The sequence below is a fragment of the Lachnospiraceae bacterium GAM79 genome (assembly GCA_020735665.1).
Classification (GTDB): Bacteria; Bacillota; Clostridia; order Lachnospirales; family Lachnospiraceae; genus Coprococcus.
Genome location: CP085928.1, coordinates 920,538 through 937,636 on the forward strand (window position 1 = coordinate 920,538; position 17,099 = coordinate 937,636).

Genomic DNA, 17,099 nt, shown 5'->3' on the forward strand with positions numbered 1-17,099 from the left:
AAGAGGTGATATGATTTGGCAAATGTTATAGTTGATATCAAAGACGTAAATAAAATATACGGAACAAATCATGTTGTAAAAGATCTGAATCTACAGGTAGAGGAAGGCGAGTTCCTGACATTGCTTGGATCATCCGGATGCGGCAAGACGACAACGCTTCGTATGATCGCAGGATTTGAAGAACCGACGACAGGCTCCATTCAGGTAGAAGGTGAGCCGATTGAAGATAAAGAGCCATTTGAGAGAAATGTAAACACTGTCTTTCAGAGTTACGCTTTATTTCCACATAAGACCATATATGACAACGTAGCATATGGTCTTAAGATGAAAAAGGTTCCAAAGAAAGAGATCAAAGAACGGGTAGCGGAGATGTTAGAGATGGTTCAGTTATCCGGATTTGAGAAACGGTATCCAAGTCAGTTGTCCGGTGGACAGAAGCAGCGAGTTGCGATTGCAAGAGCGTTGATCAATCGTCCGAAGGTTCTGCTGTTGGATGAGCCGCTTGGTGCATTGGATCTGAAGCTTAGAAAACAGATGCAGCTGGAACTGAAACGGCTGCAGAAGAAATTACATATCACATTTATCTATGTTACACATGATCAGGAAGAAGCGCTTACGATGAGCGACAGGATAGCTATTATGCATGATGGTGTCATGGATCAGATCGGATCACCGACAGACATCTATGAAAGACCGGCAACCAAGTTCGTAGCAACCTTCATCGGAGAGACAAATGTATTTGACGGAACGATCAAATCGATCGCAAACGGAAAAGCGGTTATAGGAATTGAAAATGGAGATGTAACAACCTCCGGCTCCGTGACCGAGACAGAGGAAAAGAACACCGGATTTTCAGTTGGTGAATTTGTAACCGTTTCTGTTCGACCGGAAAAGCTTCATTTTTCGGCGGAACCGGTAGAGGGCTTCAGTGTACCGGCACTGGTCAAGGATTATATCTATGTTGGTTCAGTCGTTAAATGTCTGGCGGTTCTTCCAAATGGAAATGAAGTAAAGATGGAACGTCTGGCAGGCGAAGAACTTCCAAAATCCGGTGACAAAGTATTTATCTGCTGGAATCCGGAGGATGCGGTATTGATCCACAGTCTGGATAACAGCTTCTATCAGAGTATGGAAAATATAACACTGGCATAAGGAGGTGTTTGATATGAATAAAAAGAGATTCAGAGAAAAGACACTTCCGGCAACGATCATGGTAGGGCCGGTGACCTTATGGCTGATCCTGTTGGTAGCGGTTCCACTCATCTATATACTGGTCATGAGTTTTTGCAGTATCGATCAGTATTACAATGTAACATTTCAGTTCACATTCGATAATTACAAACATCTGGCGGACAGTTCTTATATTAAGATCTATGTTCAGTCACTTGTGATCGCATTACTTACAACCGTGATCTGTATCGTGCTTGCATATCCGTTTACCTATATTATTGCAAGGACAAAGAGCAGATCAAAGAATCTGTTATATATGCTGGTTATCATTCCATTCTGGACGAATTCACTGATCCGTATCTATGGATGGAAGACATTCCTTGGTTCATCCGGCTGGTTGAATACCGTGCTTATGAAGCTACATCTGATATCAGAGCCATTGAACCTCTTATATAATCAGGGAACTACCGTATTTGGTATGGTGTACTGCCTGTTCCCATTTATGGTACTTCCGCTTTATACCGCGATCGGCAAGCTGGATCATACTTTACTGGAGGCTTCCTCTGATCTTGGAGCTAAGGGCTGGCGGACTTTCTTTGAAGTGATCCTGCCACTGACAGCCAGCGGAATCTTTTCCGGTTGTATCATGGTATTTATCCCATGTCTTGGATATTTCTTTGTATCGAATATCTTAGGTGGTGGAAATGCAGATGTTATTGGTAACCTGATCGAGCGTCAGTTCAAGAGTGGAAATAACTGGCCGCTTGGTGCAGCCTTATCCATCATATTAATTGTTATCACATTGATCCTCGTCAAACTGTACCAGAAGACAGGCGGCGATATGGATAGTCTGGGGGTGTAAACGATGAGCAGAAAAGCAAAAGTAAGAACAAAGAGTATTCTTTCAAAGATCTTTTGTTCTCTGATTTATATTGTATTGTTTATGCCGATTGCAGTTGTTGTAGTGAATTCTTTTAATGCAACGACATCAAAACCATATCTGACCTGGAAGGGGTTTACATTTGACTGGTATGTGAAATTGTTTGAAAATCAGTCGCTTCTTACATCCTTTGGCAATACGATGATCATAGCATTGGTCACAACTGTACTTTCAACGATTATAGGTACGCTCGGTGCGATCGGAATGTACAAATATAAATTCAAAGGAAAAGGGATCATAGACGGACTTTTATATATCCCGGTCGTTATTCCTGAGATTGTAATGGGTATATCCTTACTTACGGTATTCGCAAAGGTCTCGATCCCAAGAGGTATGCTTACATTGATCATTGCACATATCACCTTCTGTGTGCCATATGTTATCTTCAATGTCAGGGCAAGATTATCCGGCTATGATATTTCGATTGAAGAAGCAAGTATGGATCTGGGAGCTAACCGCATTCGTACATTCTGGGAGATCACACTTCCGGTTTTAAGACCCGGCATTACAGCCGGTGCATTACTGGCATTTACGTTATCGATTGATGACGTTATCATAAGCTACTTTGTAAATGGTAATACGATGACTTATCCGTTACAGGTTATGGCAAGTATTAAGAGTGGAGTAGCACCTGATGTAAATGCATTATCAGCGCTGATCTTAGCAGGCACGATCATCTTTGTTGTCCTGACTCAGGGAAATCTGTTTAAGAAGAAAAAACAGTAGCTGTATAGAATGAAACAGTAAACAATTTATAGAAGTAACCGAACAAGGTTCAAGAGTAGAAGGGAGACATAATTATGAAGAAAAACAGAAAAAGAGCAGTAAGTATTGCATTATCACTTGTTCTTGCAATGACAGCAGTAAATATCACAGGCTGTGGTAAGAAAGCAGACAGTACAAACGGAGAGTTAAACCTGTTCATTTGGACAGAGTATGTACCGGATGAAGTAATTAAGGATTTTGAAAAAGAATATGGAATTAAAGTAAATGTATCAACATTCTCATCCAATGAGGATATGCTTGCAAAGGTAAAATCAGAGGATGAAGGAACTTATGATATCGTACAGCCGAGTGACTATATGGTAGAATCCATGATCGCTCAGGGAATGCTTGAGAAGTTGGATCAGGATGCACTTACCAATCTGTCAAATATTGGTAGTCAGTATCTGGATCCTACATATGATCCGGGCAATGTCTACTCCGTTCCTTATCAGGGTGGTGTGGCAGCGATCGCAGTCAACACCGACAAGGTATCAACAGATATTAAGGGATATGCAGATCTCTTTGATCCTTCATTAAAAGGACAGATCGTAGCACTGGATGACTACAGAGCAGTTATCGGTATGACGGAGAGAAGCATGGGACTCAGCATGAATGAAACAGATACAGCAAAGCTTGCCGAGGTTGAAACGAAGCTTCTGACATTAAAGGATAATATCGCAGTATATGACAGTGACAGTCCAAAGTCATCTCTGATCAGCGGAGATTGTAATATTGGTTACTGCTGGTCTGCTGAAGTAGCGCTTGCTATGGATGAGAACCCTTCGATCAAGATTGTATTTCCTGAAGAGGGCGCATATAAATTCATTGATAACTGGGCAATCGCAAAGGGTGCCAAGAACTATGATAATGCAATGAAATTCATCAACTATATGTGTGATCCGGATGTTGCTACAAAGGTTATGGCGGAATACCCATATCTGAATGCAAATGCAACTGCAGTGGAGGCAAATGAAGATTACAAGAATAATGAAGCAAAGAATGTACCGGCTGAGGTATTTGAAAAAGGTGAATTTGTTGGAAATCTTGATACAGATACATTGACTGTTTACAACGATATGTGGAACAAATTAAAGCAGTAATACAAAACGGCAAAAGGCAGACAAAGAAAGTTGATCAGGAGGAGTAAGATATATGGAACCAAAAAAGATGTATATTGATGGTGAGTGGGTAACAGGAAGTATGGAAAAGCCGTTTGATGTTATCAATCCGGCAACCGGAGAAGTGATCGCACAGGTCTATGAAAGCAGTGTAGAAGATACCAAACGTGCGATCGCTGCGGCAAAGAAATCATTTTACCAGACAAGAGAGTGGCGTGATATGGATTCCCAGACCAGAAGTGATATGATTCTAAAGATCGCAGATCTGATCGACAAATATGCCGATGAACTGGCAATGCTGGATACTCTGGATAATGGTAAGCCTCTTCGTGAAGCAGAAGGAGATATCAGTGATGGTATTCATTGCTTCCGTTATTACGCAGGCCTTTGCAAGACTCCGCATGGTGGTGTATATGAGGTAAATGATGGATTTGGTAAGATGCATTCATATGAGACCAGAGAGCCGGTCGGTGTCTGTGCGCAGATCACTCCATGGAATTATCCGTTTCTGATGTCTGTCTGGAAACTGGCTCCTGCACTTGCAGCAGGAAACAGTATCGTGTTTAAACCAAGTCCAAAGGCTCCGCTTTCAACAATCCGGTTATTCGAGATCTTTGAAGAAGCAGGACTTCCGAAGGGCTGCGTCAATCTGTTACAGGGTGATGCTGAGATCGGAACGGAAATGGGCGAGAATACCGATGTTGATATGATCACATTTACTGGAAGTACCAGAGTCGGTCAGAGTCTGATGAAAGCAGCCGCTACAAATGTGAAGAAGATCGGACTGGAGCTTGGTGGTAAATCACCAAATGTCATTTTCGCAGATGCAGATCTGGATGGCGCTGTAGAGTGGGCAATGATCGGTATTTTCTTCAATCAGGGCGAGGTATGTTCCGCAGGATCCAGAATCATCATAGAAGAAAGCATCCATGATGAGTTTGTTGCCAGATTAAAGAAAAAGGCGGAAGCCATGACGATCGGCAATCCGGTGAACAATCCGGATATCGGACCAGTCATTACGGAAAAGGATATGGAGAAAGTTCTGTCTTACATAAAGAGTGGTATCGAGGAAGGCGCAACACTTGTAACAGGTGGTGAGCGCTATACAGAAGGAGAATGTGCAAAGGGCTACTTTGTACGTCCAACGATCTTTGATAATTGTACTTCGGATATGAAGATTGTCCGTGAGGAGATCTTTGGTCCCGTTGTCAGCATCCAGACCTTTAAGACAGAGGAAGAAGCGATTGCGATGGCAAATGATACTGTATATGGTCTTGCCGGAGCTGTATTTACTTCCGATATAACCAGAGCACATCGTGTGATCAGTGAGCTTCGCGCAGGTATCACATGGATCAACTGCTACAACCCAACCTTCAATGAAGCACCTTGGGGCGGCTATAAGATGAGCGGTATTGGCAGAGAGCTTGGCGTTCATGGTATCGAGGAATATCAGGAGGTTAAGCAGATCAATATCAATCTGAACCCGGGTATTGTAGGCTGGTATGAACACTAGATAAAACAGACCGTTCACTTTCTGAAAAATGAAGGTGGGCGGTTTTTTAATGCGTTTCAAATACCGAATGATTTGGCGAATAACAGAAATAGGGTAGAAAATGATACTTCGATAGAGGTATGACGATGAAATTACAAGTCAGTTATATGAGCTAAATATACTTATATTTAATTATATATAATAGATAAATGGTAGATAAATGGTATAAATTAGTAATTGAAAAAGAGCATGAGATACGATAATATACAGACATAGAAGCAAAGGAGCTTGTGGACAGGTCACAGGCTCCTTTTTTTCAGTTTAAAGATGAATATATTTTAAGGAGGATTTTAATATGAGTTATGAACAGGTAAGTAAGGATTTGGAAAAGGTAATTGGTTATATCCATTCAGATGAATTAACAGACGATGAAAAGAAATTAATGACAGAACAGACATTAGATTATTTTGATAATTATGTAAGCCCGGGCTGGTTAAAATACAGAAAGTCAGTATCTACCAACTCAGCAGTGCTTGAGTGGAAAGATCATGACGGTGTATGTGATGGCTTATATGGTGAAGAATTCATTGACTGTCTTGGTGGTTTCGGTATTTATACATGTGGTCATAGAAATCCGGAGATCCTTGATACCGTAAAGGCACAGCTTGATCATCAGGCGCTTCATTCACAGGAGCTGTTGGATCCGCTTCGTGGATATCTTGCAAAGGCAGTTGCAGATATCACACCGGGTGATCTTCAGTATTGTTTCTTTACAAATGGTGGTGCAGAGGCAGTCGAAATGGCATTGAAGCTTGCCAGAATCGCAACAGGCGGAAGATGGTATATCTCAACCGTTGGTGCATTCCATGGTAAATCAATGGGTGCAATCTCAATGGGTGGTAAGAATACATACAGAGTTCCATATACACCTATGGTACAGCAGGTACAGCATGTAGAATATGGTAATGCAGAGGATGCAAGAAAGGCAATCCGTAACCTGATCGCTGTTGGTGAAAAGGTTGCAGCCATGATCGTTGAACCAATTCAGGGCGAGGCTGGTGTTATCGTTCCACCGGAAGGATATCTGACAGAGTTAAGACAGATCTGTGATGAGTATGGTGTAGCGTTGATCTTTGATGAGATCCAGACAGGTATGGGTCGTACCGGTACAATGTGGAGATGCGAAGCAGAAGGCGTAACACCGGATATCATGACATTCGGTAAAGCATTTGGTGGTGGTATTATGCCAATCACAGGTATTATCTGTAAGCCATCCATGTGGGTACAGCAGTTGATCGACAACCCATGGTTACTTGGTTCTCCTACATTTGGTGGTAACCCTGTATGTTGTTCGGCAGCGATCGCAACGATCAAATACATGATTGATAATGATATTCCAGGACAGTGTGCAAGCAAAGGTAAGATCTTAAAGGCAGGACTTGAAAGTCTGAAGGCAAAATATCCTGAGATCATCGATGATGTCAGAGGCGTAGGTCTGATGCTTGCTGTTGAGTTTGTTACATCTGATATCGGTTACAGCATCGCAAAGGGCTTGTTCTCAAGAGGTGTTATGACAGCCGGAACACTTGTAAACTCCAAGTGTATCCGTTTCGAGCCGACAGCGGTTATTACAGAGGAACAGATCGCAGCCGTTATCGAGCGTATGGATGCGGCACTTGCTGATACGAAGAAAGAATATAATCTGTAAATTCATCGGTATATCATGATGGAAAATCATCTGACCATAGTATAGGCAATGATTTTTCGGATGAATAGAATGTGCAAAGTACATATAAGACTACCGTTTATTCGGATACAGATTTGATCGTCAGTTGAAACTGCTATGATCAGACTGCCGGATGGACGGTAGTTTTGTTTTATAGAAATATTTATCCTGTAAAGCAATTTTGTTCTGGGGTAAAAGAGTCGAAGCGGCTCTTTGTATTTATACATAAATAGGGTATAATAAAGCTATTCATTCTATATGGGGAGGTATATACAGATGAGAAAATTAAAGATCACATTTAACGCACCGGTGACGCTGGGCTTTGTATTTATTTGTTTTGTTGTAACGCTGCTTGGGGTACTGACCGGTGGCGGAAGTACCCGGTTATTATTTATGACATATCATTCATCGCTTACAAATCCACTCACATATCTGCGATTCTTTACACATGTATTCGGGCATGCAGGATGGAGTCATTTTATCGGAAATGCCTCCTATCTGTTATTGCTTGGACCGATGTTAGAAGAAAAATATGGTTCGAAAGAAATGTTGGAAGTGATCGGTGTAACAGCACTTGCGACCGGTATTGTGAATTACATCTTTTTCTGGAATGTAGCACTTTGTGGAGCGAGTGGTGTCGTATTTGCATTTATCGTGCTGGCGTCCTTTACCGGATTCCGAGCAGGCGAAATTCCGTTATCCTTTATTCTGGTTGCGATCATCTTTATCGGACAGCAGGTATATGAAGGTATCGCAGTACAGGACAATATCTCGAATATGGCACATATCGTTGGCGGTATTGTGGGTGCAGTTGTCGGATATAATCTGAACCGAAAATAAACGGTGTGATATTTGCAAGGGAGGACTTCTCAAATGAATCGAACATGTGAAATACATGACACCATATTGCAGGATGATCTGAAATTGAGAGAAAGACCGCTTAAGGTTCTGGCGGCTGTTGATTCTTTTAAGGGCAGTATGACATCTGTTCAGGCAGGCATGGCGGTTAAAAAAGGTCTGGAGAAAAATTATAAGAATTGTGAGATCGAAGTGGTTCCGGTTGCAGATGGCGGAGAGGGAACCATGGATGCGATCGCCTATGGAAAATCGAACATGAAACGTCATACAGTTAATGTAACAGGACCGCTTGGACAGGTCGTAAAGGCTTCTTATATCAGTTATGATGAAGCAGGAGAAAAAGTAGCATTGATCGAGATGGCAGAGGCAGCAGGACTTCCGCTTGTACCGGAGTCAGCCAGAAATCCGATGCATACAACTACATATGGAGTAGGCGAGATGATAAAGGATGCCATGCTGCATGGATGCCGGAGCTTTATTATAGGGATTGGCGGAAGCGCAACAAATGATGCCGGGATCGGAATGCTTCAGGCACTTGGATGCCATTTTCTTGACGAACATGGAAACGAAGTTTGCTATGGAGCAGAAGGACTTTCAAAAGTATGCGAGATTCACACAGAGGATATGTTACCGGAGCTTTCAGCATGTTCATTTCAGATTGCCTGTGACGTTACAAATCCGCTGGTTGGCGAGAATGGATGCAGCTATATCTTTGCACCGCAAAAGGGAGCAGATGCTCAGATGGTAGAGAACATGGAGAAATCCATGGTGCGTTATGCAGATCTGGTGGAACAGCAGAACTGGTCAGGCTGTAAGCAGGATAAAGTGCAAATGAATACAGACCCGGAGAAATGTCAGATGGACAGCATAATAAATCGTATGACACCGGGAGCAGGTGCAGCAGGCGGTCTTGGATATGCATTTCTAATGTTCCTGCATGCAAGATTACGACCGGGAATTGATATAGTATTTGATGAGATCCATTTAAAAGAAAGAATAAAAAATGTCGCTCTGGTTATTACCGGAGAGGGCAGGATGGATGCACAGACGTTAATGGGAAAAACTCCGGCAGGCGTAGCAAAACTTGCAAAAGCACAGAAGAAAAAAGTGGTTGCATTTGCTGGCTGCTTCGGGGAAGGCATCGAACAATGTATGGAGAGCGGCTTGTTTGATGCGTGTTATTCCATAACCGACGGACTGTCCGAAGAGGAACGAGGGAGAGCCATGCAGACAGAATGTGCCATGCAGAATATGGAACGAGCTGTGAGAGAGAAACTATAGCAAATAAGAAAGCCTGAATAGAGCAGTAAACTCTATTTGGGCTTTTTATGTAAGAACATTTAAAAGTCATATCACACTGTTAATATAGGCGTAAGGAGGTAAGAAATATGACATATCAGATACTGATGATTGAAGATGATGAACAGATCTGCGAAGTGGTGAAAGATTACTTTACCAGAGAAAGTGAAAATGAGATCGTGGTACGGACGGCACAGAACGGACAGGACGGGCTGGATTTATTTGAGACGGAACGGGTGGATCTTGTATTGTTAGACATCATGCTTCCGGGAATGGACGGCTTTGCGATCTGCCGGGAGATGCGCAGGACGAGCATGGTTCCGATCCTGTTTTTAACAGCCAGAAGTTCCGAACGGGATATCCTGCTTGGATATGATCTCGGCTGTGACGATTATATCATCAAACCATTTTCCCTTGTGACCTTATATGCGAAATGCAAGGCACTGATCAGACGATCAAAGGATATCAGCAGAACCGGAGAACTGGTCTGCGGCAGGATACATATGAAGCCGTCGGAGTACAGGGTTCTTGTGGATTCTCAGGAAATTGAACTTGCGCCGAAAGAGTTTGCATTGTTACGGATGCTGCTCGAGAACAAAAACAAAACTGTGGCAAGGGAACGACTGCTGATCGGGGTATGGGGCTATGATTATGATGGCAGTGATCGTTGCGTGGATAATCACATTCGAAAGATCCGAAAACATCTTGGAAGTGCAGGAAAGCAGATTAAAACAGTGATAGGAAATGGATATCAGATACGGGGTGATGACGATGAAAAAGAACAAAAACAATAAAAAAAGAAATGCCATATTGTCGGAGCGGCAGAAAAGAAAAAGACAAAAGGTAAGAAGAAAATGGATATGGATTTCATCTGGCATTATAGCAGTCAGCATAATGTTGTATCTGCTGGTGATCGGTTATTACAGAAATCAGGTCAATCTGGAATTAAAAGAATATTTTCAGGTGTCAACAAATAGTGTCAGTGCAAGTTTGGCTGAATGTCAGGAAGATATTGCAGGTATGACAGATATAGAGGAAGCCCGTAATAGAATACAGGAGATCTTTGCGGAGGAAAATACACCATATTTTTTGACAGCAGTTTACAGGCGGCATTTGGAAAGCTCAGATGCAGTAGACAATATAGAAGAAAAAGACGATGTAAATGTTGCAGATGAAAATCAAGAAACAGAAACTACGAAGCATACAGACGAAAATGATACAGAAAAATTAGAACAACAGGTACAGGATATAGAGGATGATATGGAGCAGATGCAGTCCGAAGTACAGATGTATTCACCGATTATGCCTTCTTTCCGGCAGGTGGTTCAAAATGCTGATGCAGGGGAATTTGCATGGAGTCTTCATGGCAGAGTAGATGATGCCAATCAGTATAGTAAGACGAGCAGGTATTTGTTGGATAAGATGGAGACCCTCGGAACATATCCGGAAGATACAACAGAGAGTATAAGTGGTTATCTGGGTGAAAACTATTATTTTAAAAGTCAATATATCGTTTTTGACAATGATATATACTATATCGTATCCGCTATGTATGCAGATCCATTTGGCTGGCATACAGAAGGCATCTGGTTATTTTATGGAGGGCTTGCAGTTGTATTTCTCATTATAATTGCAACGATCCTGACTGCGTTTATATCCTGTAGACGGACATTTTCACAGATGGAAGATGCAGAGAGAAAAGAAACGGTTATTACAGCACTTGCACATGATGTAAAAAGTCCATTGATGGCAATTTCCGGGTATGCAGAGAATCTGAAACAGTTAAACCAGACAGGAGAGTGCCGGCATTACATAGATGTTATTTTGGAAAATACATCTTACATGAATGAACTTTTATGTCAGTTAAGCGAGTATATCAAGCTTGGTAAAATGGAAGCGTTACAGACAGAGTCTGTAAGCATCGAACAGATATGGGAGCCGTTACAGGAACGGTATCAGAATCTTCTGGATGAAAAAGGTCTGGAGGTAAGAATGTCAGGAAACTGTACGGTAAAAGGTGATCCGCTGATGCTTTCCCATATGTTAGAGAATCTGTTTGTAAATGCAATTAAGTATTCACTGAAAGGAAGTGTGATCCGGCTGGTATTAAAGGAAGATCATCTGATCCTTAGCAATCCGATGGAACAGTCGATTGCAACCGATCCGGAGGAGTTATGGAAGCCATTTGTAAAGGGAGACGAAACAAGAACCGGCAGAAGCGGAAGCGGAATCGGATTGAGCATCGTGCAGGAAATCATGCAGATATTCGGCTACCACGGAAGTTTAAAAACAGAAGACGGTGAATTTGAAGTAACAATTTATTTTTAAATAGAGAGTAGAAATTTTAAATAGTAGATTGACAGTGGTCTTACTATTATGTAACAAGCCTATCTGAATGTCTTGTGTAATAATAGGTAAGACCACTGTCAATCTGTTGTGTATAGTTTGTGTTCAAATACGCCAGAATCGCATTGCAAACACATGGAAAATAGGCTATATTTATGGGTGGTACTGTTAGTTTTATGTAACAGGAAGTAAGAGGAAATTTGTATGAATGAAAACGAGATTTCAGAAATGATCGAGCTTGCGATGCAGGCAAGAACAAAGGCATATGCACCATATTCGAATTTTCAGGTGGGAGCCTGTATAAAGATGGAGAATGGAAGTTATTATACAGGATGCAATATAGAAAATGCTTCCTATGGGGCAACAAACTGTGCGGAACGGACGGCTGTTTTTAAGGCAGTCAGTGAAGGATGCAGGAAACTGTCTGCGATCGTGATCGTTGGCGGACTAAAGAACGGAGAATGTGACTATACTTATCCATGTGGGATATGCAGACAGGTCATTGCCGAATTTGCCGAACAAGACTGCGTGATCGTTGTAGCAAAGAACAAACAGGAATATCGGATGTATTCGGTAGAAGAGCTGCTTCCGGAGACATTCCATTTGAATAAAGAAGAATAAAGGAGACATCAGATTGAGAGACTTAAAAGAATTAACAGGGTATGATATCATAACAGAAGAAAAAATCCCTGAAGTAAACGGAACAGGTTATATCTTAAGCCACAAGAAGACAAAGGCCAGAGTGCTTGTAATTGCAAATGATGATGAGAACAAGGTGTTTAATATCGGATTCCGGACACCACCGTATGATGATTCCGGTATTCCGCATATTCTGGAACATTCGGTATTATGCGGTTCCAGAAAATATCCGGTAAAAGACCCGTTTGTAGAACTGGCAAAGGGGTCATTAAATACATTCTTAAATGCAATGACATATTCTGATAAGACAGTATATCCGGTTGCAAGCTGTAACGAAAAGGATTTTGAAAATCTTATGGATGTCTATCTGGATGCGGTATTCTATCCGAATATTTATGAACATACAGAGATCATGCGTCAGGAAGGCTGGCATTATGAACTTGAAACTGTAGAAGGGGAACTGAGCTATAATGGTGTTGTGTTTAATGAGATGAAGGGGGCATTTTCATCTCCGGAACAGCAGATGTATTCAAAGATTGAAAAACTTCTTCTTGCTGACACACCATACAAGAATGAATCCGGTGGTGATCCTGCAGCGATTCCAACATTAAGTCAGGAACGTTTTCTTGATTTTCACAGAAAGTATTATCATCCGTCAAACAGTTATATTTATCTGTATGGTGATCTTGATATGTATAAGGAATTGGACTATATCGATAAGGAGTATCTCTCGAGCTTTGATTATAGAGAGATTGATTCTACGATCGCTGTGCAGACAGCCTATGAACAGATGAAGGATGAGAGCTGCTTTTATTCGATCGCAGAAAATGAGAGCGAAGAAAATCAGACATTTTTAACCTATAATATGGTAGTTGGCAGCAGCCTTGATAAGAAGCAGTCCGTTGCCATGAATATACTGGAATACGCAATTATGGACGCTCCGGGCGCACCATTGAAGAAAGCATTAGTAGATGCAGGGATCGGAGAGGACGTCTTTGCTTCCTTTGATGATGGGATCCGGCAGACAATCTTTTCAATCGTAGCAAGAAATGCAAATATGTCCGATAAGGAACGTTTTGTGTCTGTGATCAGGGATACACTGACCGATCTTTCCGGGCATGGAGAAGAAGGAAAGGCGATCGATCGGACTTCGATTGAGGCTGCGATCAATAATTTTGAGTTTAAACATAAGGAAGCAAACTTCGGCAGATTTCCGAAGGGGCTTATGATGGGTCTGGATGCATTTAATACATGGCTGTATGATGATGCATCTGCACTTGAAATGTTTAAGTTAAATGAAGTATATGATGAATTGAAAGAAAGTCTGAAAACCGGATATTTTGAAGAACTGATCTGGGAAAAGCTGGTTCAGAATACCTTTGGTATGATTTTTGTTATGAAGCCGAAGAAGGGGCTTGATAAGGAGAATGATGCAGCAGAGAAGCAGAAGCTTGCAGACTATAAGGCCTCTCTTACGGAAAATGAGCTTGAACAGGTTGTATCAGATACAAAGGAATTAAAATTATATCAGGAGACACCATCTCCGGCAGAGGATATGGAGAAGGTTCCGTTGCTTAGTATTTCTGATATCAGAAAAGAGATCCATCCGTTAAAGAACCGTGAGGACAGCATTTATGGTATGCCATTAATAAGTCATGATATCTTTACTAACGGAATTGGTTATCTGGAGTTTATATTTGATATCAATGATCTGGATGCAGAGTTTGTTCCATATGTAGAGCTGCTCACCAGCATTTTCAAATATGTGGATACAGAGCATTACACATATAGTGAACTGTCCAATCAGATCAATTTCCATACCGGTGGTATCGGATTTTCTACAGGAGCCATGTATAAGGATGGCGGGAAGGATCATCTTTCATTCTTCTCCGTTAAGACAAAGGCCATGTATGACAAGCTTGGAGAAGGTCTGAAGCTGATCGAGGAGATCCTGTTCACATCGAAGCTTTCGGATAAGAAGAGATTGAAAGAGATTATATCGGAAGAAAAGGCCGGACTTAAGACTGATCTGATATCCTCAGGGCATATCACATCTGCAACACGCGCGATGTCTTATGTCTCAGATGTGATGGCATTTAAGGATATGACAGAGGGAATCGGATATTATGATTTCTTACAGGAGTTGGATCAGGATTTTGAGCAGAATGCAGATGCAATCATTGAGAAGCTGCAGACAACGCTTGCCGAGATCCTTAGAAAAGGAGCGGTAACAATCTCTTATACCGGTGACAATGATATCAAGGAATTATTGGGCGCAGATATTGAAGCGTTTGCAAGAAAGTTGTCGACCAGACCTGCTTTTGCAGAAAAACGTGTGATGAAAAAAGCTGTTAAGAACGAAGCCTTTAAGACAGCAAGCCAGGTACAGTATGCGGCTCTCGCAGGAAATTATAAAGAAAAAGGATTTGAATATACCGGAGCACTGGAAGTCCTACAGGTGATCTTCTCCTATGGATATCTCTGGGAGAATATCCGTGTAAAGGGTGGGGCATATGGAGCTATGTGTTCATTTGCCAGATCAGGAATGGGATATTTTACATCCTACAGAGATCCGAACCTGATGGAGACATATGATATCTATAAGAAGGCAGCAGACTATGTAGCAGGCTTTGATGCAAGCGACAGAGATATGACCAAATATTTGATTGGTGCGATCGCGAAGTTAGATTCTCCAATGACACCATCAGCAGAAGGAGCATTTAGCCAGACCTGTTACTTTGCAGGTATTACAGATGAGCAGCTTCAGAAAGAACGTGATCAGGTGCTTACTGCAAATGTAGAAACGATTCGTTCACTGGCACCTGTGATCCGGGCGATCACAGATGGCGGGGTTATCTGTGCGATCGGTGGGGAAGATAAGATCGAACAGAATCGGGCAAAGTTTAAAGAAGTAAAAGATCTATAGTTTTTACAGAAGTAACGAAAGAAGATATAAGTATATAGATTTGTAAATAGTTCTCCGGCAGGTTACAGGATTCTGTGCCGAATGGAGAACATGAATACATACAGAGTATGGAAGGAGAAGTATGAACGATACATACAAATCAGGATTTGTTGCGATCATAGGAAGACCAAATGTAGGTAAATCCACACTGATGAATCAGTTGATCGGACAGAAGATCGCGATAACGAGCAGTAAGGCGCAGACAACAAGAAACCGTATTCAGACCGTGTATACCTCGGATGAAGGACAGATTGTTTTCCTCGATACACCTGGAATCAACAGGGCCAAGAACAAGCTTGGTGAATATATGTTAAAGGTGGCAGAGGGAACATTAAATGAAGTAGATGTCGTTATGTGGATTGTTGAAGCAACGACATTTATCGGAGCAGGAGAACGGTATATCATTGAACAGTTAGAACGTGTTAAGACTCCGATCATCATTGTGGTAAATAAGATCGATGCGGTAAGTGAAGAAGAAGTATTCAAGGCGATCTCGACCTATAAGGATGCCTGCAGTCATGCGGAGATCGTTCCGGTATCGGCATTAAAGGGAAAGAACAAAGATGAACTGATAAAGACGCTGTTCAAATACCTTCCATACGGACCACAGTTCTATGATGAAGACACGATCACCGATCAGCCGGAGCGACAGATCGTATCCGAACTGATCCGGGAGCAGGCTTTAAGACTTCTGGATAAAGAGATTCCACACGGAATCGCGGTTGTTATTGATTCGATGAAGGAACGTCCGAATGGACGGCTTATGGATATAGATGCAACAATCATCTGTGAGCGGGATTCCCATAAGGGTATTATTATCGGAAAACAGGGCGCAATGCTGAAAAAGATCGGCAGCAATGCAAGGTATGGCATTGAACAGCTATTAGATACACATGTGAATCTGAAGCTTTGGGTAAAGGTGAAGAAGGATTGGCGGGATACCGATACCCTTCTTCGAAATTATGGTTATAAGATGGATGAATCATGAAGGATGAGATAGTATTAAACGGAATCGTGCTTTCCTCCGGTCTTCAGGGAGAATATGACAGACGGCTTGTTATACTGACCAGAGAGCAGGGGAAGATCACAGCATTTGCAAAGGGAGTCCGACGACCAAGCAGCCAGTTGATCTCAAAGACGCAGCTGTTTGTCATGGGAGCATTTACTGTATATCCGGGAAGAAATGCATATACACTTATCAACGTAGATGCAAAGGAATATTTTCATGAACTGACCTTTGATATGAACAAATACTGTTACGGATCTTACTTTTGTGAGATGATGTCATATTTTACAAGAGAAGGTGACCGGTCGGCAGATTATCTGAATCTGCTGTTTGTCAGCCTGAATGCATTAAAAAAAGGACTGCTGCCGGTGAAACTGATCCGTTGTGTATATGAACTGAAGATCATGGATATCTTTGGACAGGGCCTGCAGAGCTTTCACTGCCCAATCTGTGGAAGCGACAGGCTGACACGGATATTTGATCCCTTATCCGGTGGAATCCTGTGTGAGAACTGCCGGAGCAAGGCTAAGAAAAGTATCCATATATCAGAGGACGCCAGATATGTGCTTCAGTATATTAATGGAGCAACGCTTGGAAATCTGTATAATTTCACGGTTTCAGACAGCGTGCTGGAAGAACTTATGATGATCACAAAGGAATTTCTGGCGGTATATGTAGACCGGAAATTCAATTCTGTAGAAATAATTGAATCCCTGTCTTGAAAAAAACAGGGAGAGAAGGTACAATAACGTACAAATATAAAGATGAAATATAA

Annotated in this window: 14 protein-coding genes; all 14 read left to right on the forward strand. The window is 41.8% G+C overall.

The window, feature by feature from the left end:
• The first annotated feature begins 15 nt into the window (after nt 1-15).
• The 14 genes from LK416_04100 (at nt 16) to recO (ending at nt 17,046) form a co-directional block, all read left to right on the forward strand.
• Entirely contained in the window at nt 16-1,152 is a 1,137-nt protein-coding gene (locus LK416_04100) for an ABC transporter ATP-binding protein (protein UEA75370.1), read from the forward strand.
• A 13-nt stretch (nt 1,153-1,165) separates the two neighbouring features.
• Nucleotides 1,166-2,032 carry an ABC transporter permease gene (locus LK416_04105; GenBank protein UEA75371.1) on the forward strand — a complete coding sequence of 289 codons (867 nt, stop codon included), beginning with the start codon at nt 1,166-1,168 and terminating at the stop codon, nt 2,030-2,032.
• A 3-nt stretch (nt 2,033-2,035) separates the two neighbouring features.
• A complete protein-coding gene (locus LK416_04110; protein UEA75372.1) occupies nt 2,036-2,836 on the forward strand; it encodes an ABC transporter permease in 801 nt (266 codons plus the stop codon).
• Between the two features lie 74 nt (nt 2,837-2,910).
• Nucleotides 2,911-3,975 (forward strand): spermidine/putrescine ABC transporter substrate-binding protein, encoded by a 1,065-nt coding sequence (locus LK416_04115; GenBank protein UEA75373.1) that lies wholly within the window; start codon nt 2,911-2,913, stop codon nt 3,973-3,975.
• Between the two features lie 52 nt (nt 3,976-4,027).
• Nucleotides 4,028-5,506 (forward strand): aldehyde dehydrogenase family protein, encoded by a 1,479-nt coding sequence (locus LK416_04120; protein ID UEA75374.1) that lies wholly within the window; start codon nt 4,028-4,030, stop codon nt 5,504-5,506.
• A gap of 334 nt (nt 5,507-5,840) precedes the next feature.
• A complete protein-coding gene (locus tag LK416_04125; protein UEA75375.1) occupies nt 5,841-7,193 on the forward strand; it encodes a putrescine aminotransferase in 1,353 nt (450 codons plus the stop codon).
• Nucleotides 7,194-7,487: 294 nt separating this feature from the next.
• On the forward strand, nt 7,488-8,051 hold the full coding sequence (locus LK416_04130) for a rhomboid family intramembrane serine protease (protein UEA75376.1): 564 nt from the start codon (nt 7,488-7,490) through the stop codon (nt 8,049-8,051).
• Nucleotides 8,052-8,084: 33 nt separating this feature from the next.
• Nucleotides 8,085-9,350 (forward strand): glycerate kinase, encoded by a 1,266-nt coding sequence (locus tag LK416_04135; GenBank protein ID UEA75377.1) that lies wholly within the window; start codon nt 8,085-8,087, stop codon nt 9,348-9,350.
• 107 nt (nt 9,351-9,457) lie between these two features.
• On the forward strand, nt 9,458-10,162 hold the full coding sequence (locus LK416_04140; GenBank protein ID UEA75378.1) for a response regulator transcription factor: 705 nt from the start codon (nt 9,458-9,460) through the stop codon (nt 10,160-10,162).
• Entirely contained in the window at nt 10,140-11,696 is a 1,557-nt protein-coding gene (locus LK416_04145; GenBank protein ID UEA75379.1) for a HAMP domain-containing histidine kinase, read from the forward strand. The genes LK416_04140 and LK416_04145 overlap by 23 nt, the downstream gene beginning before the upstream one ends.
• A 222-nt stretch (nt 11,697-11,918) precedes the next feature.
• Entirely contained in the window at nt 11,919-12,335 is a 417-nt protein-coding gene (locus tag LK416_04150) for a cytidine deaminase (GenBank protein ID UEA75380.1), read from the forward strand.
• Nucleotides 12,336-12,348: 13 nt separating this feature from the next.
• The gene (locus tag LK416_04155) at nt 12,349-15,279 is read left to right on the forward strand and encodes an insulinase family protein (protein UEA75381.1); all 2,931 of its coding nucleotides are present in this window, start codon (nt 12,349-12,351) and stop codon (nt 15,277-15,279) included.
• Nucleotides 15,280-15,400: 121 nt separating this feature from the next.
• On the forward strand, nt 15,401-16,306 hold the full coding sequence (gene era / locus LK416_04160) for a GTPase Era (protein ID UEA75382.1): 906 nt from the start codon (nt 15,401-15,403) through the stop codon (nt 16,304-16,306).
• On the forward strand, nt 16,303-17,046 hold the full coding sequence (gene recO, locus LK416_04165; GenBank protein ID UEA75383.1) for a DNA repair protein RecO: 744 nt from the start codon (nt 16,303-16,305) through the stop codon (nt 17,044-17,046). Before era ends, recO begins: the two co-directional genes overlap by 4 nt.
• Nucleotides 17,047-17,099 lie beyond the last annotated feature (53 nt).